Source organism: Hyphomonas sp. CACIAM 19H1 (genome assembly GCF_003325995.1).
Classification (GTDB): domain Bacteria; phylum Pseudomonadota; class Alphaproteobacteria; order Caulobacterales; family Hyphomonadaceae; genus Hyphomonas; species Hyphomonas polymorpha.
The window spans coordinates 2,123,412-2,141,983 of record NZ_CP016437.1 but is presented as its reverse complement, the minus strand read 5'-3'; the positions used below and the strand labels follow the sequence as shown (position 1 = coordinate 2,141,983).

The 18,572-nt window shown below is 61.7% G+C and carries 17 protein-coding genes and 1 pseudogene; 8 read left to right on the top strand and 10 right to left on the bottom strand.

What is annotated here, in order from left to right; all coding sequences use genetic code 11:
- Window positions 1-62: 62 nt before the first annotated feature.
- A complete protein-coding gene (locus tag BBF93_RS10025; RefSeq protein ID WP_051612434.1) occupies window positions 63-203 on the bottom strand; it encodes an entericidin A/B family lipoprotein in 141 nt (46 codons plus the stop codon).
- Window positions 204-358: 155 nt separating this feature from the next.
- Here BBF93_RS10025 and BBF93_RS10020 point away from each other — a divergent pair, with 155 nt between their 5' ends.
- The 4 genes from BBF93_RS10020 (at window position 359) to BBF93_RS10005 (ending at window position 3,951) form a co-directional block, all read left to right on the top strand.
- Complete coding sequence (locus tag BBF93_RS10020) at window positions 359-1,204, top strand: diacylglycerol kinase family protein (protein ID WP_114105805.1); 846 nt, start codon at window positions 359-361, stop codon at window positions 1,202-1,204.
- Window positions 1,201-2,004, top strand: a complete 804-nt coding sequence (locus BBF93_RS10015) for a metallophosphoesterase (RefSeq protein ID WP_114105804.1) — start codon at window positions 1,201-1,203, stop codon at window positions 2,002-2,004. The genes BBF93_RS10020 and BBF93_RS10015 overlap by 4 nt, the downstream gene beginning before the upstream one ends.
- 19 nt (window positions 2,005-2,023) lie before the next feature.
- Window positions 2,024-2,359 carry a hypothetical protein gene (locus BBF93_RS10010; RefSeq protein ID WP_157532734.1) on the top strand — a complete coding sequence of 112 codons (336 nt, stop codon included), beginning with the start codon at window positions 2,024-2,026 and terminating at the stop codon, window positions 2,357-2,359.
- 179 nt (window positions 2,360-2,538) lie between these two features.
- Window positions 2,539-3,951: an aldehyde dehydrogenase family protein gene (locus BBF93_RS10005; RefSeq protein ID WP_114105803.1), complete on the top strand. Its 1,413-nt coding sequence runs from the start codon at window positions 2,539-2,541 to the stop codon at window positions 3,949-3,951.
- A 208-nt stretch (window positions 3,952-4,159) separates the two neighbouring features.
- On the opposite strand, the gene BBF93_RS10000 is transcribed toward BBF93_RS10005, so the two are convergent.
- Window positions 4,160-5,437, bottom strand: a complete 1,278-nt coding sequence (locus tag BBF93_RS10000; protein WP_114105802.1) for an adenosylmethionine--8-amino-7-oxononanoate transaminase — start codon at window positions 5,435-5,437, stop codon at window positions 4,160-4,162.
- A gap of 108 nt (window positions 5,438-5,545) precedes the next feature.
- Between BBF93_RS10000 and BBF93_RS09995 the strand changes: the two genes are divergently transcribed.
- The 4 genes and pseudogenes from BBF93_RS09995 (at window position 5,546) to BBF93_RS19810 (ending at window position 8,096) form a co-directional block, all read left to right on the top strand.
- The gene (locus BBF93_RS09995; protein ID WP_114105801.1) at window positions 5,546-6,685 is read left to right on the top strand and encodes an 8-amino-7-oxononanoate synthase; all 1,140 of its coding nucleotides are present in this window, start codon (window positions 5,546-5,548) and stop codon (window positions 6,683-6,685) included.
- Window positions 6,667-7,341: a dethiobiotin synthase gene (gene bioD, locus BBF93_RS09990; protein WP_035596821.1), complete on the top strand. Its 675-nt coding sequence runs from the start codon at window positions 6,667-6,669 to the stop codon at window positions 7,339-7,341. Before BBF93_RS09995 ends, bioD begins: the two co-directional genes overlap by 19 nt.
- Window positions 7,342-7,463: 122 nt before the next feature.
- A pseudogene (locus BBF93_RS20060) lies at window positions 7,464-7,652 on the top strand (helix-turn-helix domain-containing protein); the annotation flags it as partial.
- Between the two features lie 36 nt (window positions 7,653-7,688).
- Window positions 7,689-8,096, top strand: coding sequence for a hypothetical protein (locus tag BBF93_RS19810; RefSeq protein WP_233349074.1), 408 nt, complete (start codon window positions 7,689-7,691; stop codon window positions 8,094-8,096).
- Here the strand turns inward: BBF93_RS19810 and BBF93_RS09980 are convergent.
- From BBF93_RS09980 to BBF93_RS09945, 8 genes are all read right to left on the bottom strand, one after another.
- On the bottom strand, window positions 8,093-9,457 hold the full coding sequence (locus BBF93_RS09980) for a M20 family metallopeptidase (RefSeq protein WP_114105799.1): 1,365 nt from the start codon (window positions 9,455-9,457) through the stop codon (window positions 8,093-8,095). The two genes, BBF93_RS19810 and BBF93_RS09980, sit on opposite strands and share 4 nt — an antisense overlap.
- Before the next feature lie 32 nt (window positions 9,458-9,489).
- The gene (locus BBF93_RS09975) at window positions 9,490-10,563 is read right to left on the bottom strand and encodes an LLM class flavin-dependent oxidoreductase (protein WP_114105798.1); all 1,074 of its coding nucleotides are present in this window, start codon (window positions 10,561-10,563) and stop codon (window positions 9,490-9,492) included.
- A gap of 28 nt (window positions 10,564-10,591) precedes the next feature.
- Window positions 10,592-11,968, bottom strand: a complete 1,377-nt coding sequence (locus tag BBF93_RS09970) for a CynX/NimT family MFS transporter (RefSeq protein WP_233349073.1) — start codon at window positions 11,966-11,968, stop codon at window positions 10,592-10,594.
- A 165-nt stretch (window positions 11,969-12,133) separates the two neighbouring features.
- The gene (locus tag BBF93_RS09965; RefSeq protein WP_114105797.1) at window positions 12,134-13,399 is read right to left on the bottom strand and encodes an MFS transporter; all 1,266 of its coding nucleotides are present in this window, start codon (window positions 13,397-13,399) and stop codon (window positions 12,134-12,136) included.
- On the bottom strand, window positions 13,396-13,908 hold the full coding sequence (locus BBF93_RS09960; RefSeq protein WP_114105796.1) for a flavin reductase family protein: 513 nt from the start codon (window positions 13,906-13,908) through the stop codon (window positions 13,396-13,398). Before BBF93_RS09960 ends, BBF93_RS09965 begins: the two co-directional genes overlap by 4 nt.
- A 13-nt stretch (window positions 13,909-13,921) precedes the next feature.
- Window positions 13,922-15,295 carry a peptidase M20 gene (locus BBF93_RS09955; protein WP_199288408.1) on the bottom strand — a complete coding sequence of 458 codons (1,374 nt, stop codon included), beginning with the start codon at window positions 15,293-15,295 and terminating at the stop codon, window positions 13,922-13,924.
- An 18-nt stretch (window positions 15,296-15,313) separates the two neighbouring features.
- Complete coding sequence (locus BBF93_RS09950; RefSeq protein WP_035596835.1) at window positions 15,314-15,964, bottom strand: cysteine hydrolase family protein; 651 nt, start codon at window positions 15,962-15,964, stop codon at window positions 15,314-15,316.
- A 118-nt stretch (window positions 15,965-16,082) separates the two neighbouring features.
- Window positions 16,083-18,476 carry a TonB-dependent siderophore receptor gene (locus BBF93_RS09945; RefSeq protein WP_114105795.1) on the bottom strand — a complete coding sequence of 798 codons (2,394 nt, stop codon included), beginning with the start codon at window positions 18,474-18,476 and terminating at the stop codon, window positions 16,083-16,085.
- Between the last annotated feature and the right edge of the window lie 96 nt (window positions 18,477-18,572).

Below are 18,572 nucleotides of genomic sequence, written 5' to 3'. Positions count from 1 at the left end.
GAAAAGGCGCGCCCCTTTCGAGGCGCGCCTTGCGGATCAATGGGAGGGGGGTATTGGTCCGCTTATTGAGAAAGCTCTTCCTGCGTGCCGCGAGCCGTGTCCTCGATGGCTTCACCGCCTGCCTGCACGTCTTCGCCAACGCCTCTGACGGTATTGCAGGCCACCAGGAAAACAGTGGCCAGAGCGAGAAGGGGGATACTCATCGACTTTTTCATTTTGCATTCCTTTGTGAGCTGCAGATGTTGTCAAAACGCACGGCCGTGAGGTGAGTTCCCGAACCGATAAGTATTATTTCCGATTAATCCCGAACCGGAACATTCCAGTCATCCATGCGTTGAGTATGCGGGAGACCTGACAGATGAAACTCGGCATTGTCGTCAACGAAAAATCCGGCTCTGTTCCGGAAGATGGCCGCGAGCAGCTCGCGGCTTTCCTTGTGGAAGAGGGGCACGAGCCTATTCTGCCATTGGATATCGGCGCCGGACTCGAAGATCAGGTGGCAGGCCTTGTGGCGGCTGGTTCTGAGGCTATCGCGGTGTGGGGCGGCGACGGAACAATCTGCGCAGTGCTCCAATCTGCGAATGGGGCTGTGCCCGTTCTGGTATTGCCGGGCGGCACAATGAACCTTCTGCCCAAGCGTCTTCACAATGACGAGCTTGATTGGAAGAAAATTGTTCACAGCGTTCTGGCAAATCCCAAGCCCGGCTGGATATCTGCCGGAGAGGTGGGTGGTCAGCGCTTCTATGTTGCGGCGCTGTTTGGGCAGTTGACGCATATTGGGGCTTCCCGCGAAGCGGTAAGGGAAGGGGCCATCCTGGAAGCGGTCAGCATTCTGACGGATCGCGCCACGCTGGACATTGAAAGCAATATCCAGGTTGAAGTGGACCAGCCCGACATGGTGAGGGAATGCCCGGCGACCGCAGTGGCTGTCATTCCCGCCGAGCAGGAGGGCCTGGAGATCGCAGTCATCGCGCCGGACAATCATCTGGATCTCGCCGCATCTGCCATGGATGCCCTGGCGCGCGGGTGGCGGGAAAGCGCGCATTTCCATGCCGAAGGCGCGATGGCCATACGGATGCGACACACGGAGGGAAAGGCGATCCCTGCAACGATAGATGGCGAGCCCTGTGAGCCAGGAGACGTACTGGCAATTTCTTACATCCCGAAGGCCGCCTGCGTTCTGGTGGCTGGAGGTGAGGCATGAAGATCGCCCACTTTGCGGACCTGCATTTCGGCCGTGAAGACAAAGAAGCCCTGGGCGTTGCCGGTGATCTGGTTCGTGAGCTGGATGTGAATGCGATTGTCGTTTCGGGCGATCTGACCCAGCGCGGCAAGCGGGAAGAATTTGAGGCGGCGCAGGAATGGCTTTCCGGCTTCCGCGCGCCTATCCTGTGTGTACCGGGAAACCACGATACGCCGCTGCTTAATCTGCCTGCGCGCGCGTCGGATGCTTTTGGCCGGTATGACCGGTATTTCGGCGGCCGCGCCGGCCCGCTGGAGATTGACGGCGTTTCCATCCGGGGGCTGAATACATCCCGTGGGTGGCAGACGCGTATGAACTGGGCCGAGGGACGGGTAAATCTCGAGGATCTCGATGCAGTGATTGCCAATTCGGATGCAGAAGGCCTGCATATGATTGCCTGCCACCATCCCTTTATCTCACCCGCCAAAGCCGGGCTTCAAACAGCCACCAAACGCGGAGAGGAAGCGAGCCGGCGGCTTGCCGCAAGCCCGGTGCAGATACTGTTGACGGGCCATGTGCATACGCCGCACGCCGAATTGATCCGGGAAGGGGAGGGCGGCTACATCGCCATCACTGCCGGCACATTGTCCACGCGGCTTCGGACGCAGCCGCCTGCCTTCAACATATTGGAGGTTCGGGATGATATTTTGACGTTGAACGTACAGACGTTTCAGGATGGCCACTTCCACGAAGGAACTCATGGAAGCTGGGATATCAAAACGCTGGAACCGATCAGTACACCGCGCGTTGTTGCCATATAGCCGTAAAAGGAGCGGAACAATGCGTAAAGCAGCACTTGGTATGAGCGTTGCCCTGTTTGCCGGCGTCGCGCTGGCCGCCTGCGGAAATGAGCCCGAGCCGATTGGCCCGATTGAGCCAGCTTTCGACCGGACGACTGAGTCCACCGACCCCGACATGACTGAACCTGCCGTTCCGGGCACAACTGTTCCCGACACAGAGGCAGTGCCGCCCGTCGGGTCTGAACCGGGAGAAATCCCGGAAGTCATGGAACCGGAACCGACCCCCGGGATTCCCGGTGGCGACACAACGACGGGAACCCTTGACCCGGCTGTGCCCGCCGAAGAACCGACTGACGAGTATGGCACGCCACAGTAAGGGGAGTCAGGCTTCAATAGCCGGCTTTTGTGATGGTGCCTGGCGCGGGAAGCTTGCTTCCCGCGCCGTTTCCGTTGGAGGCCTTCCCCAAGGAGAGCGTGATAGATTTGGTCTTCGGTTTTGATTTTGTCTGGCTTAGCGTGCGCCAATAAAGACACCAGAGCGAGGAAACGAACCAGATGTCCCAGACTTTCACGATGACGATCAATGGCAAGGCGGTTTCGGGCAGCGAGACCTTTGGCGTCGAGAATCCGGCCACAGGCGCTGTCTTCGCCCAGGCCCCTGACTGCACCGAAGCGCAGCTTGACGAAGCGGTGGCAGCCGCCCGCGCGGCGCTGCCGTCCTGGAAGGGAACTTCTATCGAGAAGCGCCGCGAGGCGCTGCAGGCAATTGCCGGCATCATTGCGCAGAATGGCGAGGAGCTTGCGCGCCTGCTGACGCAGGAACAGGGCAAGCCGCATCCTGACGCCATGGGCGATGTTCTGGGCGGCGCACACTGGCTGATGGAAACAACGAAGCTGGATATTCCCGAACATGTTTCGGAGGATTCGCCGGAGCGTCTGGCGGTGACGCGATATGGACCGATTGGCGTGGTGGCAGCGATCGTGCCGTGGAACTTTCCGATCATCCTGATGATGTTCAAGCTGGCCCCGGCCCTGCTGGCGGGGAACACCGTGGTGGTGAAGCCAGCGCCGACAACGCCGCTGACGACGCTGAAGATCGGCGAGCTGATCCGGGGCATCCTGCCGCCGGGCGTGGTCAACGTGATCTCCGGCTCAGACCGCCTTGGTCCTTGGCTGACGGCGCATAAGGACATCGACAAGGTGAGCTTCACCGGATCGACCGAAACCGGCAAGAAGGTGATGGCCAGCGCGGCGAAAGACCTGAAGAAGGTGACGCTGGAGCTGGGCGGCAATGACGCGGCGATCGTGATGCCGGATGTGGATGTCGAAAAGGTGGCGCAGGAGCTGTTCTGGGCGGCCTTCCGCAATGCCGGGCAGATCTGCATCGCCACCAAGCGGATGTATATCCACAAGGACGTATACGAACCACTGAAGGCCGCGATTGTCGAGCATGCCAAGACCGTGAAGGTGGGCGATGGCTCGGAGCAGGGCACGCAGATTGGGCCGGTGCAGAACAAGGCGCAGTATGAGCGGGTGCTGGAGCTGATTCAGGACGCCAAGGACCAGGGCTACAAATTCCTGATTGGCGGCAATGCCTCGACCGCGCCGGGATATTTCGTACCAGTGACAATCCTGGACAACCCGCCGGAAAATGCGCGGATCGTACAGGAAGAACAGTTCGGGCCTGTGCTGCCGTTGATGTCCTTTGACGACATTGATGAAGTGGTCGGGCGCGCGAATGCGACGGTTTATGGTCTGGGTGCCTCGATCTGGACCAAGGATCTCGTCCGGGCGCAGGCGCTGGCCGCGCAGCTTCAGGCCGGCACGGTCTGGATCAATGAGAGCCAGCATCTTTCCCCGCACGCGGCCTTTGGCGGGCACAAGCAGTCGGGCGTGGGCGTCGAAGGCGGGCAGGAGGGGCTACTGGAATTCTGCCAGGCGCAGACAGTGTTCATGCGCCGAGCCTGATGCGGCTGTCAGATGAACTGAAAACCCCTCCGGAGACGGAGGGGTTTTTTGTTTGGGGCAGCACAGGGGGGGCTGGAACTCCCGGGCGGCGCTGCTGATCTCTGGTGAAGCTGTTCTCCCGGCCACGGGGCGGAAGCCGATTGTGCCGGGAAGTTTTTCTTGGGGTTTTGGAAACGCGCGGAGAGAAGGTCACCCCACCGGGGCTTGATCATCCAATGTCGGATATACCTGTTTTCGCGAACTTCAGGATGGCGCCTGTCAGACGGGACAGGTCGTCTTCGCCGATGGCGTAGGCGGGGGAGAGGTAGACTGTGCGGCCGAGGGGGCGGATGAAGGTGCCTTGATCGATGAACCATTTACGGGCCGCTTCCAGCGGGAAGGGCTCTGCCATTTCCACCGCCGCGACGGCGCCGAGGATGCGCACATCGGCGACGCTGTCGAGATCCCTGGCGGGGGCCAGCAGGTTGGTGAGCGAGGCTTCGAGTTTCTTGACACGCTTGATGAGGCTGCCATCGGCGAAGAGATCCAGCCCCGCATTGGCGACGGCGCAGGCGAGGGCGTGGCCGGTATAGGTGGGGCCGTGCATCAGGGCGTGGTCTGGATTGTCTGTATGGAAAGCCGAATAGACCTTTGAGGAAGCGATGGTGGCGGCGAGCGGGGTGATGCCGCCGGTGATGGCCTTGCCGAGGCACATGATGTCGGGCGTGACGCCGGCTCGGTTTGCCGCGAACATTTCGCCGGTGCGGCCGAAGCCGGTGAAAATCTCGTCGAAGATCAGCAGTACGCCGGCCTGGTCACAGAGGCGGCGGAGAGTTTTCAGCACCTGGGGGCTGTGCATCCGCATGCCGCCTGCGCCCTGGATCAGCGGCTCGATCAGGATGGCGGCGATTTTCTTGTCGGTGGCGAGCAGGGTTTCGAGGGCGCGGATCTGGTCGCGCGTTTCGGGCAGGGCGACGACATATTGTTCCTGCAGGGCGCCGCGGAACATGTGGTGCATGCCTTCATCGGGATCGCAGACCGACATCGTGGCCAGCGTGTCGCCATGATAACCGCCGAGGAAGGAGACGAATTTTGTGCGCGAGACGCCGGCGGTGTTGCGGAAATACTGGATGGCGATCTTCATGGCGACTTCAACGGCGACGGAGCCGGATTCGGTGAAGAAGACGCGGGAGAGTTCGCCTGGCGTGAGGGCGCTGAGGCGGCTGGCGAGACGGTAGGCGGGCTCATGCGCGAGGCCGCCGAGCATGATGTGGGGCATCTTCGCCATTTGGGCGCGGGCCGCGTCCAGCAGCTCGGCGCGGTTATAGCCGTGAACGCTGGTCCACCAGCTGCCGACGCCATCGACCAGCTCGCGGCCATCGGTGAGGTAAAGCCGGGCGCCCTCCGTTCGGGAAATTGCAACCGGGGCGGGCAGGGTGCGCATCTGGGCGTAGGGGAGCCAGATATGTTCCAGCCCCTCGGTGAACCAGTCTTTCGGGTCTGCCATCTTCAGCGCTCCTAAAGGGTCCGTTGCTGCGGGTATTCGCCCCTTGGCAGGGCCCGCGTGCATCCCCTAGGACAGGCGCGGCAGAACGGCCAGAGGATTGTAAGCGCGATGACATCTTTTGAACGGCTGAAAGCCTTTGCAGAGCGGAAGCTGGCCCAGCTGGAGGCCAGCGGACAACGCCGGAGCCTCACGGAAACAGCGCGCGAAGCGGGCGGACGGGCCGTGCGGGCCGGGAGCCATGTGATTTCTTTCTGCGACAATGACTACCTCTCCCTCTCCCACGATCCGCGCGTGATGCAGGCCGCCGCCGATGCGGCGCTGAAATTTGGCGCGGGCAGCGGCGGGTCGCGGCTGATTACCGGGAATCACCCGCTCAACAGCGCGCTGGAGGCGCGGCTGGCGGCGCTGAAGGGCACCGAAGGGGCGCGCGTGTTCGGATCAGGCTTTCTGGCCAATCTGGGGACCATTCCGGCGCTGGTGGGCAAAGGGGACACCATCGTCATGGATGAGCTGGCCCATGCCTGCATGCATGGCGGGGCGCGGCTTTCGGGCGCGGAGATGCGCCTCTTCCGGCATAATGACGTGGCCGATGCGGCGCGCCTTCTGGAAGGGGCGCCGGGGCAGGCGCTGCTGCTGACCGAAACGGTGTTTTCGATGGATGGGGATGTGGCGCCCTTATCTGAGCTTGGCGTGCTGGCAGAGCGCACCGGCGCCTGGCTGATGACCGATGACGCGCATGGGCTGGGCATCACGAAACAGGACAATCCGGCGCAGATCCAGATGGGCACGCTGTCAAAGGCGGTGGGCGGGTATGGCGGCTATGTCTGCGGGCCTGCCGCGCTGATGGAGCTGCTGACCAGCCGGGCGCGCAGCTTTGTGTATACCACTGGTCTGCCGCCTTCGGTGCTGGCAGCGGCCATCGCCTCTCTGGACATCATCCAGGCAGAACCCGAGCGGACGGCGAAGGCGCGTAGACACGCCGCGCTGTTCTGCGAGCTTATGGGGCTGCCCGTGCCTTCGAGCGTGATCGTGCCGATCATCATTGGGCCGGAGGCAGAAGCCATGCGGGTGTCTGGTGCTCTGCTGGAGCGGGGGTACCTAGTGACGGCCATACGCCCGCCGACCGTGCCGGCGGGCACGGCGCGACTCAGGGTAACCTTTGCGTCGGGGCATGAGGAAGTCGACATTCGGGCGTTTGCCGGGGCGCTAAAAGACATCATGGAGCAGGCATGCGCGGTTACTTTGTAACAGCCACCGGCACCGATATCGGCAAGACATATATCAGTGCGCGGCTCATTGAGGTTTGGCGGAGCAGAGGTTTTGTCACCCAAGCGACAAAACCTTTGATGAGCGGCTTTGCCGAAGACGCGCTGGAACAGTCCGATGCCGGACGATTGCTGTTGGCAATGGGCCAAGTGGTGACGCCCGCATCCGTTTCCGAGATCTGCCTGCACCGGCTGGCGCCGCCCTTGGCGCCGAACGTGGCCATGCGGCAGGCGGGAATAGTGCAGAATTACAATGAAATCCGTAGCTTCGTAGAGCGCCGGCTGGCTGTGGGCGCGGATGTGCATCTGGTGGAGGGGGCCGGCGGGGTGATGTCGCCCCTGACAGATGAGACGCTGCAAATCGACCTGATGGCCGACCTGCAACTGAAAGTTATTCTTGTTACAGCACCCTATCTTGGCTCCATCAGCCATACGCTGACGGCAATTGATGCGCTGCAGGCACGCGGTCTGGAGATCGCCGCACTGGTGGTTTCGCAACCCTTCGTTTCCGGAGGGCAACCCGGCGCTTTCATCGAGGAGGTGTGCCGGTTCAGAACACTGCCGATGGTGGGAATTCCCCATGGGCAAGACGCAAAATCACTGGATCTGTTGCTAATGCAACAGGATGCGGGAATTTGACGTCGCTTTTCGTTTGAGCTTTCGTTCTTCGTGCATATAGTATTACGTAGATTCCCTGAGTGACCAAGCTGGTTGCCCGGATCACTTGGAGTGAAATCCAACACTCATCCGGAGATCATCCGATGGCGGACCAAATGCCTGAGAGGCGCGAACGAAGAACCCAGAAAGACCGCAGCGAGAGCATGCAGCGGCGGGTTTTGGACGCAACGCTAAGATGCATAGGAGAGCAGGGGTATATCGGAGTTTCCCTACAGGACATTGCTGATGCGGCGGGGGTTTCGAGGGGGGCAATTACCCATCACTATGCCAGCAAAATCGAGCTGACCTCATCCGCGATCCAACACTTCGTGCAATGGCGGTACGAAAAGGTCTACGGCGCCTTTGAGGGCAAGACGGACCTTGATCTTCGCGCCCGTCTCGACATTCTATGGGGTGAGTTTCAGGAGATTTTTCCCATCACCTTCGAGCTGATCGTGGCGCTGCGGTCGGACAAGGAATTGCTGGCGCTATACAAACGGTCTTCGAAAACGCGGATCGAGGAAATCGTTACAGGGTATGATGATTTCTTTCCGGAGCTTTCCGGCATGAAGGTGCCCGGCGTATTGATCGCCGTGATGGCAGCCTTCTATCGCGGCGCCTATATCGAAATGGTTTCCAGGGAACCGGGCTATATCGACGAGATGAAGCAGGTGTTCCAGGACATGCTGATGAAGTATCTGGGGCTGGACGGTCCGCCGCCTGGCCCGGCGGCCTAATCGAAGGGATTGTCACCATAGACGGTCTTGCCGGCGCGCCGATATACATCGCCGGTGGCACGACCGCAGATGGACAGGGCAGTGAGGGCGTACATCAGCGTGCATTTGAAGAAATCGTCAGGAGACGGACGCCAGCGGACCGGACCAAAGGTAATCGCGGGCACGCGGTGCATATTGAAGACGTTATGGTCGCGCCACATGCTGGAATAGACCGGTTTGGCAATTTCGACGGGCTGGTTGAGGACAGCCTGGACGGCGCCATCGACACCGGCAATGAGCGGCGCGACTTCGATGTCGTCGGCTTCATAACCATGGCTGACATTGACGGGTTCGACCTCGAATTCCAGGCCTGGCAGGGATCGCATGACCGCTTCCAGCTCATGCAGGACCTGGGCGGCTTTCTGTTTCGGGGTGAGGTCGCAGCTGACATAGATTGCGGCGACTTCGGTGCCGCCGCTATGGGGGAAACCGGCCTGGACGCAGCTGATTGTCGCCTTCGGGATGGAGGTGCCGCCCTTGGCGCGGTAGACGTTGTTTGTTTCGTAGTCGAGCGACCAGGCGTGTAGCGCCTCGATGACCGGGCCAAGCTTGTAGATGGAGCTGGGATGGTCGGCAGTGGCCTTGGGCGCGTTAAGGAGTGGCCGGAAGATCGACTGGCCATATAGGCGGATGCGGAACATGGCGCCGCCACAGCCGAGCCAGGTGACGCCAAAATCGGTGCCTTCGGCGGCGATTGCGAAATCAGGCGCGACGCCGCCATGATGGAACATGTAATGCGCGCCGATTTCCTTGCCCATACGGTCGATGCCGCCATGCTCCTCGATGGGTTCGGGGCCGCATTCGCCGGGGCAGGCGGTGAGATACATGCGGCCGGCGAGTTCGTACCCGGCTTTTTTCAACGCCTTGGCGGCCATCAGCATGCAGGACATCGGTCCGCGATCATTGGCTACGGCATAGCCATAGAACTTGCCATCTTCGAGCCAGCATTCGCGCCACTCGCGGTTTTTCGCGCTTTCGGGGCGGCGCGTCTTGGCGAGAATGACGGGATCGGCAGGCTCGCTCTCGGTATCGAGATGGGCCGTGAACAGAAGGTTTTTGCCGGGGCCATTGCCGCCATAGCTGCCGATAACATTCTGGCGGTGCGGCACGGCGCCCACGCTGAGCGGGCGGAAGCCCTCGCGCTCCATCCACTCATGGACAAAGGCGGAGGCATCCGCTTCGCCGGTTGACGGGCTGTAGATGTTCGACAGGTCGAGGATGAGTTTCGTCAATTCCTCGATGTCGATGGCATCGGCGATGGCTTTTGCATCTTCCGGGGCGATCCCGGCGCCAAGCGCCATGTCCAGCAATCCGTCAGCCATGGGGTTTCCCTCTCCCTTGTTCTGTTATCTGATTATACGGGTTCGTGGCTTGTGGCCGGGAAGCGCTGGCGCAGTTTTGGCAGGATGCCGCCGAACATTTCCAGGCCCGTCTTGTAGTCCGGGAAGATCAGCATCACGCCGTCAAGATCGCAGGTCTCGATATAGTGCTCGATCTTCTCGCGGCAGGTTTCCGGAGAGCCGACGACCGTGTGGTTCTGGCTGGCGCCCATTTTGCGGGCGGCGGCGGCAAGGCTGTCTGGCGCCAGGCCCCAGCTTTTCATCTGGGCCATGATGGCGCCGAGATCCTTGCCATCCTCGAAGCGTTGCAGCATCGCTTCGGCCTTGGCGTCGCTGTCGTCATGGATGACGGTACACATGGAGCAGACGCGGATGGTCTTGCCCTTCTCGGCGGCGATTTCGCGGGCGCGCTTGCTGAAGCCCCGGCGTTCCTCAATGCTGCGCCCACCAATGAAGCAGGCATCGGCATGGGTGGTGGAGAAGTCAAACCCGCGATCGGACTGGCCGGCGGCGATCAGATCCGGGCGCGGCTTTGACAAGGGTTTTGGATCGGACTGGCAGTCTTCCATATCGAAGAAGCGGCCCTTGAAGGTGACGCTGGGTTCGCTCCAGAGGCGCTTGATGATGGTGATCCATTCTTCCGTGAGCTGATAACGATCACCATGGGTGAGGCTGTCATCCCATGCGCCCATCTGGGAGAATTCTTCGCGGTAAGCCCCGGCGACGATATTGAGGCCGGCACGGCCGTTGGAGATATGGTCCAGCGTGGTGACCATCTTGGCGACAACGCCGGGATTGGAAAGCAGGGCGTGCATGGTGGCCCACACCTTCACATTCTTTGTCACCTCGGCGAGGCCCGCCATCATGGTCATTGATTCCATCGAGGTGGCCCAATGGTTCGTTTCGCCGCCGAAGCCCCGGAACTTTGACATCGACATGATGAAATCCAGGCCGATGCGGTCTGCAATGATCGCGGCTTCGCGGTTGGTCTGGTAAAGGCCATCCAGCCGGGGCGCGTTCTTCGAGATGATCCAGCCGCCATTGGCGATGGGCAGGAAGACACCGAACAGTTTGTGATTGGGCAACATGGTTTTGGAGCTCCACGTATTGGTTTTTTCAGGCGGCTCTTTCGGCGATGGCCGGAGTATCGAGGGTCGGGCTGGCGCCGGTGGTTTCAGGTGTTTCGCCGCGCTTCGGAGCGCGCATCATCACCACGGCCACCCAGACGATGGCGGCCACGGCAGAGAGGATCAGGAACATCAGAATGAAGTTGCCCGTCAGATCACGGATGACGCCGCCAATCGTCGGCCCGAGGGCGGACGCGGCGCCCACGAGGCACATGGAGGAGAAGAGCTCCAGATTATGCCGCTGGCCGAAATAGTTCATCATCAGCACGGTGCAGGAGAGGGCGGTGAGGCCAAAGCCGATGCCGGTGCCGATTGCGTAGATCAGCAGGATGGAGTGGGAGTTTGACGTGGCGAGGACCGCGCATCCGATGGAGGTGGCAGCGAGCGACACGATCATCAGATAACGCGGGTCAACCCGTTCGCCGAGGAAGCCGCCGCCGATGCGCGTGAGCACCGCGATGAAGGCTTCCAGGCTCAGCATAGCGCCGGCGGTTTCATTCGAGACGCCGCGTTCGACGAGATGGCCGACCGAGAGGCTGGTGACCGTAACCAGGGCCATCAGGTTTGCGAAATAGGCAGCCACGAGGATCATGTATTGCGGGGTGCGCATCGCTTCCTTCACGCCCCAGTCAACCGGGGTGACGTAGACGCGGGAAGGCTTTGCGGCAGCAGCTGTTTCGCAGGTGGTGCCAGGGGTGTGGGCAGGCTCGATCTTTGTCTCGATGGCGGGCTCTGTCAGTTCGCGCTCCGCAGGCTGAGCAAAGCGTTTGTCGAGGCCGATGATGAGCGCGCCGGCGATGCCCGTGGCGAGGAGGAGGAGGGACTGGTAGACCCAGTAATCGCGCCAGACCTGGCCTTCCACCGAAAGCACGGCCATCACCATCCACGGGCCGAAGACGTTTCCAAAGCCGCCGATGGTAAAATAGAGGCCGAGGGCGGTGGAGCGGTTCTTGAAGTGGCGGCTGATGACGAAGGTGGACGGAATGGTGCCAAGCATCTGATAGGCCACGCCGCAGATGGCTGCAGCGATGAAATATTGCAGCAGGCTGTTGACCGAACTCATCGTGTAGAGGCCGAGTGCCATGAGCAGGGCGCCGCAGATCAGCGCGAGCCTGACCCCGAACTTGCGGATGAGCAGGGTGGGCAGGAGGGAGGACCCGCCACAGGCGGCGCCCAGGATGGTGAAGCCGAGACCGGCCTGGGACCAGCTCCACTCAAGCTCTGACACCATATGAGGCAGGACGATGCCCAGGGAGGAGAAGGTGGCGGCGCTGATCAGCAGGTCCAGCGTGCTGAGTGTGGCCAGATGGCCCCCTGCCAGAGGAGACACGGAGCGGACGGATTTGAAGATTCCGGAAGTCAGCATCTGTCTCTCTCTTGCTCTTCAATTCTTTGTAGCGGGGGCTGCGTTGCAGATCGCGGGCCAGCAGATCAAAATCTGACATTTCAGACAAAATGTTAGAAACTGCGTCAGATATGGTTCAGGTTGCCTATCAATTGACCATTGGGCGGGCATGGCGGGATTTCCGGATCAGGCGGCGCCCGGCCGGGCGCCGGGTCTGCGGGTGAAAAGGAAGATGGCAGCGCCTGTGAGCAGCGCGGCGATGAGACCGGAGAGTGCAAGCGGCAGGCGGTATCCCATCCCGTCCAGCACTGCGCCGGTGGCCAGCGCGCCGAGCGCCGGGGCCCCGCGCATCAGGGCGCCCCAAAGGCTGAGCACGCGGCCGGAGACAGCTTCGTCCGTATCCAGAACCATCACGAGCTGGGAGGTGGCCGCGCTGATGCACATGAAGAAGCCAAGGATGGTGGCCGCCAGCGTGGCCGAGAGGATGCCCGGCGTGGCCGAAAAGGCGACAAGGGAGAGGCAGGCGGCGAGCGATGACCAGAAGAACATCATGGCGGGCCGGGCGGGAGCATTCAGCGTGACGATGACGGCGCCGATAACCGCCCCGGCGCCGACGCCCATGATGAGGTAGGAATAATCCTGCACATTGCCGCCAAATAGCCGGTCTGCGAAGGCGGGCATCAGTTCGTAAACCGGGCGGACGAGGAAGGCGGTGGCCGCGAAGATCAGCAGTACGGGCGTGACAACGCTGTGGCTCGAGGCGGCATTCAGGCCGGTCCAGAGCTGGCGGAGGAAGGGCTCGCGCTGGGCGGGCGCGGCGCTGGCGGCGTGCAGTTTCCGCAGGCTGAGGACAGTCGCGATCATCACGAGGGAAACGGCGGCATTGATCCAGAAGATCGAGGCGGGGCCGGGCCAGATGACCAGTGGGCCGGCGAGCGCCGGGCCGAGGAAACGGGTGACGTTGACGGAGATGGCGGTCATCGACATGCCGGTCGGCAGGCAGTCGCGCGGGGTGGCATCGCGCAGCAGCAGGGTGCGCGCCGATTCCTGGAGGGCAGCGACGATGCCACCCGCCGCCGTGAGCGCCATCAGCAGCAGCGGCGCGGAGAGGCCGAGGAAAACAACGAGACCCGTGGCGACGGAGATGAGCAGCGCAGCTGTCTGGCAAACAAGAACGATCTGTTTACGGTTCATCCGGTCTGCCAGAACCCCGCCTAGCGGGCCGAAGAACAGGCCGGGCAGCAGCTCTGCGCTGGCCAGCAGGCCGAGCCAGGTGGTGGAGCCTGTGAGTTCCCACATGATCCAGCCGAGCGCGATGCGCTGCATCCACTGGCTGGCCATCATGGCCGTGGAGGCAAGGAACAGGCTACGATAGGCCGTATCGGCCATCACGCGCACAAGCGCGGCCGTGCCGGTGAGGTGGGGGCCGCCGGCTTTTTCAGGAGGGCTCATGCGCGCCCTTCGGGAACGGGTTCGCGCGAATTGAGGCACCAGATGTTGCCGCGGTGATAGGCAAGCGGCGCGGCGGCCTTATCGGAGCCGAGCTCCAGCACGCGGCCGACGACGATTTCGTGATCGCCGCCATCATGGATCGCGTGAACGCGGCAATCGAACCAGGCGACGGAGCCGGTCAGCACCGGCGCGCCGGTGGTGGCGGGGGCATGCGCGACGCCCTGGAAGCGATCCTCCGCGCTTTTGGAGGAGAAACGGCGGACCACATCCATATGCGTTTCGGAAAGGATGTTGACGGCGAAGAAGCCGGCGCTGCGGATTGCTTCCAGCGAACGGCTCGACCGGTCGAGACAGACAAGCAGCAGGGGCGGGGATTGCGAGACAGCGGAGAAGGCGTTGACGGCGGTGCCGGCGATCCTGTCACCGCTGAGCGTGGTGACGACGGTGACGCCGGTGAGGAAACCGCCCATGGCTTCGCGCCAGAGGCCAGCCTCGATGGGATGGGTCATGTGCCGTCTCCTCTCAGCCGAACGGATTGTCGCCATAGACGGGCTTGGTGCGCTTTGCTTCAGCCTCGCTGCCGGCCTTGCCGCAGAGGGCGAGGGCGGTGAGGGCGTAGATCAGCGCGCTTTTAGCCAGATCATCCGGGGTCGGACGCCAGCGTTTGAAGCCGGTGGTGATGGCGGGCACGCGGTTCATGTTGAAGACATTGTGGTCTCGCCACATGCTGGAATAGACGGGCGCGGCGCGCTCGACCGGCTTTCCCAGCGTGAGGCGTGTGGCGGCATCGACCGCGCTGACCAGCGGGGCAACCTTTCCGGCATCGGCCTCAAAGCCATGACGGACGACGACGGGCTCGACATCGAACTCGCCGATGCCTGCCTCACGCAGGAATTTTTCGAGGCTGCGGTGGACTGCGCCAATTTCCTGATTGGGCGCGAGGCCGACTTCCAGATAGAGCGCGCAGACTTCCGTGCCCGCCCCAAAGGCATGGGGCACGCCGCCGCGCACGGCGGAGATCTGTGCTTTGGGATAGGCGGAGCCGCCGGGCGTGTCGTAGCGGCTTTCGGCTTCGAATTTCAGGCTCCAGTCCAGTATCGGCTGGATGGCGGCGCCCATACGGTAGATGGGGTTTGGGTGCTGGGCGGCCAGTTTGGGTGAGTTGAGGAGGGGCGTGAAGACGGCCTCGCCATAGAGGCGGATACGGAAGACAGCATATCCGCAGCCGACCCAGGTGAGCCCATAGTCGCAGCCCTCGGCAGCGATGGCGTAATCTGGCGAAACGCCGCCATGATTGAAGACGTAGTGCGTCCCGATGTCCTTGCCCATGAAATCTATGCCGCGGGCCTCTTCGATGGGCTCGGGCCCGATTTCGCCGGGGGAGGCGGTGAGGTAGAGGCGGCCAGCAAGATCAAAGCCGCATTGCTTCAACGCCTTGGCGGCGAAGAGGAAACAGGTCATGGGCCCCCGATCATTGGCGATTGGGAAGCCGTGGAAGGCGCCGTCCTCCAGCCAGCATTCGTTCCATTCGCGCACTTCGAGGGTTTCCGGGCGGAATTTGTAGACGTCTTCGTCCGGGTTCCAGGTGGGACTTTCGGTGTCGAGGTGAGCCGTATAGAGAAGGCTTTTGCCATCGCCCTTGCCGCCATAGGTGGCGATGATATTCGGGCGCTCAGGCGTGGCGCCGACCTTGCGCGGGCGAAAGCCCTCTTTGGCCAGCCACTGATAGACATATTCGGCGGCCTGGGCTTCGCCCCGCGCGGGGCTGGGAATGTTTCCCAGCTCCAGAGCAACCTTTGTCATCTCTTCCTTGTCGATGGCGGCGGCGAGCGCGGCGGCGTCCTCTTCCGTGACGGTATAGTTCGCCTCGGGCAAATTCTTGAACACGTTACTCATTGGGATACTTTCTTGTTTTTATTCAACCCAGGCGGCGCAAATCTCGTCTGTGGAGACCAGCGTGGCGCAGTTGAGCGCCAGTGATTGCAACGCGCTTTCATGGATGCCGGGATCATAGGCCGCGCAGGCGTCGGTTGGCACATAAACCAGATAATCGAGATGGAAGGCATCGCGGACAGTGCAATCGACGCAGCATTCAGTAGTCAGCCCACAGACGATCAGCGTGTCGATGCCGCGCGCACGCAATGCGGCGTCAAGGCTGGTGCCGAAGAAGCCGCTATAGCGCAATTTCCAGATGATGGTTTCATCCGCTTGCGGGGTCGGGCCGACAAAGGCGGAGCCCGGCTCTCCGGCGCGGCAGATGGCGCCGCCCCGGTCTTCGCCATCGCGCCGGCGGCGCCATTCGCCCCAGACGGGCGAGTCGGTGGCGGGCGTGGTGGCAAGGCCCACAAAGATCACGGGCGTGCCTGCGGCGCGGGCGGCGTCAACCAGCCGCGTGGCCGTGGCCACGGCGGGAGCGGCGACGCTCATATCCAGCCCGGCTTGGCCCAGCACGCCTTCCGGTGAGGCAAAATCGACCTGGATATCGACCACGATGACCGCGGCCCGCTCGGGCGCGACCCAGCCGGCGAGGGTATCAGGATAGGCGGGTTTCGGCTTCACAGGCATTCCTCATTGCAGACACTCCCTTTCATTCTCCTCTGCCGAGTACCGGTCCTGCAAGCCCAGCGGGAGGGCATGGGGAAGGCAGCAGGACCGGTCCCCGGCGGGGAGCTTTTTTCCGTTCTCAGAACTTCTTCTTGAAGGTGACGCGATATTCCGTACCGCGGCCGGGCAGGACCGCCATATCAGAATAGGTGTCTGTCACCGGCTGGAAGTAGAGCTCATCGAACAGGTTGTCGACGTTGAAGGCGATCTCATAATCCTGGATGGTGTAGAACGCAGACACGTTCACGGTTTCATAAGCGGGCAGGATCACCGGATTGGCGAGCTTGCCGGCGGTTTCCGAGACACTCGTGATACCGCCCGTTACGCCGAACTGGCCCCATTCATAGGCGTCTGACACATAGGAGCCAAACAGGCTGACGACGGTTTGTGGCACAAGGCGGAACTCATAGTCGCCTGGCTGGCCGACGGGCGACGTGGCGAGATTGTAGACGGCATAGGCGGCGCCATAGCCATCAATGGGGTTCAGGCCCGTTGCCCAGACCGGGATGTATCCGAAGCTGGCATCGGGGCCTTTGACGGTGGTTTTCTGAGTGTTGCCCGCGAAGGTGAAGGAGAGGTTGTCAGTGGCAAGCCAGCGGGCTTCCAACTCGACGCCCTTTGCCTCGGTGGCGACTACGTTATCGAACATCGAAAGGCGTGTGCGGGATTGTTCATAGCCGGCAAGGCTGCCCACCAGCGTTCCGCCGAGAAGTTCGAACTTTATACCGGCTTCGGTAAGCTCGGAGTCGGAGATCCACTGATCGCCGCTGATCAGGCCAGGGGTAATGTCGCCAGCCTGGCCGATTTCGAGGGCGGCGGTTTCGGCATAGGTGACATAGGGGAAGAGGCCAAATGGCGTATTGAAGCTGAGGCTGGCACTGTAGCTGAATTCTTCCTGGGACGCATCGAATTTGATGTTGGCCGGACAGTAGCAGAGGCCGCCAGTATCGATGGAGGTGGCATCATACCAGTCATAGCGCCCGCCCAGCAGCAGGTTCACATATTTGCCGAAGCTGATGTCCGTCAGGCCGAAGATGCTCGTGTCGGTCCAGCTGGAGTCGACGGTCATGTCCCAGCCGATACCGATATTGCCGGGCTCAACCGAGAACGGATCATCCATGGTGTCGGCGGCTGTGGCACCATAGATGATGTCGCGGCGATCAAGCGAGATGTAGCCGGAGTTGTAGGTTTCCTTTTTGATGGCATCCTGGCGGCGGTATCCGAAGCCCACCTTGTTGGTGGAGCGGATAAAGCTGTCTTCCGTGCCGGTGGAAAAGTCATAGCTGATGCGGCCTTCGCCGGCCCAGGCATCATAATCTGCCGGGAAGCCATAGCTGACGAAGCGCTGGTTTTCCATGTCGTCATAGAATAGCTCGACATTCAGCGCGCTCTCGCCGATTTCCTGTTTGGCCTTGAAATAGAGCGTGTTGGTGGTCGTCTTGGAGAAGTCTGCATCCGAGATGAAAACCGTACGGGGGCTGAGTTTTGCGGTCCCGACGCCTTCGGTGAGCTGGAAGCGCGGATTGACGGAAGGCGTAAAGCCGAAATAGCCAACGACGAAGCTGCCACCGGCCTCGTTGGGCGTGATGCGGCCGTTTCCATCGGTATCAACGACGGCGGTGTTGCGGCCGGTGATGTAGGTCTGGTTGTCGATCAGGTCCTGGGTGACGCGGTTCCAGCCGGGCGTCTGCACGTACCCGTCGGAATCGAAATACTGGCCGCTCATCGTGATGGTTAGCGTGTCGGTGACATCATATTCGCCAGACAGCTGGATCATCAGATGTTCCGGCGAAATGCCCCTGTAGTAGGAGTCCGAGTCTTCATATTCGACATAGCCATAGACCCCGCCCCGATCGCCGATGGGGATGCCGACCTGGCCGTTGGTGTTGAACTTGCCATAGGATCCGAGGGTGACTTCAGCCTGGCCGGTAACTTCATCGCTGCCGCTGGCGCGGCCGGTTTTGGGGATGACGTTGATAAGGCCGCCGACCTTGCCGGGGCCGAATGCTGGGGTTGGCGGACCACGGACGATGTCGACCTGAGAGGCAGCGCCCAGAAGCGTAGGATAGGTGCCCCGGTTTTCTACACGCTTGAAGCCGTTGAAGTAGCTTTCCGCCAGAGTTCCGCGGGCGTTCACAGCGCCTTTGACGCCGTAATAGCTGCCGGTGAAGGTGCCCGGCGCGATGGCGATCAGGTCGTCAACTTCCTCAATACCGTAGCGTTCCAGAGTGAGATCGCTGACCAGCGTCGCCGAACGCGGCGTTTCGAGAAGGGACTTGCCCATGCCGAAGACGCTTTCGCTGTTTGACTTTTCCAGAAGGCCCACGCGGTCGCTGACGACGACAACAGTGTCGAGTACGGCGGTTTCATCCGCTGCATACTCCGTGGACGGAGCAGGTCCGTCTTCAGCCCAGGCACTGTTGGCAAGGGCAATGGCTGTCAGAACGCTTGTCAGATAATACAGTGCTCGCATGTCTTGGACCCCTCATAGGCTGCGGCGGGTTGGCTATGGGGTCAGTTCAAGGTGGTGGGGCCAGAAAAACAGCGCCATCTGATATTTGAACTAACA

Excerpts from the sequence above, each read along its gene's own strand:
- BBF93_RS10025 (WP_051612434.1), bottom strand. The coding sequence starts at position 203 with ATGAGTATCCCCCTTCTCGCTCTGGCCACTGTTTTCCTGGTGGCCTGC.
- BBF93_RS10020 (WP_114105805.1), top strand. The coding sequence starts at position 359 with ATGAAACTCGGCATTGTCGTCAACGAAAAATCCGGCTCTGTTCCGGAA.
- BBF93_RS10015 (WP_114105804.1), top strand. The coding sequence starts at position 1,201 with ATGAAGATCGCCCACTTTGCGGACCTGCATTTCGGCCGTGAAGACAAA.
- BBF93_RS10010 (WP_157532734.1), top strand. The coding sequence starts at position 2,024 with ATGCGTAAAGCAGCACTTGGTATGAGCGTTGCCCTGTTTGCCGGCGTC.
- BBF93_RS10005 (WP_114105803.1), top strand. The coding sequence starts at position 2,539 with ATGTCCCAGACTTTCACGATGACGATCAATGGCAAGGCGGTTTCGGGC.
- BBF93_RS10000 (WP_114105802.1), bottom strand. The coding sequence starts at position 5,437 with ATGGCAGACCCGAAAGACTGGTTCACCGAGGGGCTGGAACATATCTGG.
- BBF93_RS09995 (WP_114105801.1), top strand. The coding sequence starts at position 5,546 with ATGACATCTTTTGAACGGCTGAAAGCCTTTGCAGAGCGGAAGCTGGCC.
- bioD (WP_035596821.1), top strand. The coding sequence starts at position 6,667 with ATGCGCGGTTACTTTGTAACAGCCACCGGCACCGATATCGGCAAGACA.
- BBF93_RS09980 (WP_114105799.1), bottom strand. The coding sequence starts at position 9,457 with ATGGCTGACGGATTGCTGGACATGGCGCTTGGCGCCGGGATCGCCCCG.
- BBF93_RS09975 (WP_114105798.1), bottom strand. The coding sequence starts at position 10,563 with ATGTTGCCCAATCACAAACTGTTCGGTGTCTTCCTGCCCATCGCCAAT.
- BBF93_RS09970 (WP_233349073.1), bottom strand. The coding sequence starts at position 11,968 with ATGCTGACTTCCGGAATCTTCAAATCCGTCCGCTCCGTGTCTCCTCTG.
- BBF93_RS09965 (WP_114105797.1), bottom strand. The coding sequence starts at position 13,399 with ATGAGCCCTCCTGAAAAAGCCGGCGGCCCCCACCTCACCGGCACGGCC.
- BBF93_RS09960 (WP_114105796.1), bottom strand. The coding sequence starts at position 13,908 with ATGACCCATCCCATCGAGGCTGGCCTCTGGCGCGAAGCCATGGGCGGT.
- BBF93_RS09955 (WP_199288408.1), bottom strand. The coding sequence starts at position 15,295 with ATGAGTAACGTGTTCAAGAATTTGCCCGAGGCGAACTATACCGTCACG.
- BBF93_RS09950 (WP_035596835.1), bottom strand. The coding sequence starts at position 15,964 with ATGCCTGTGAAGCCGAAACCCGCCTATCCTGATACCCTCGCCGGCTGG.
- BBF93_RS09945 (WP_114105795.1), bottom strand. The coding sequence starts at position 18,476 with ATGCGAGCACTGTATTATCTGACAAGCGTTCTGACAGCCATTGCCCTT.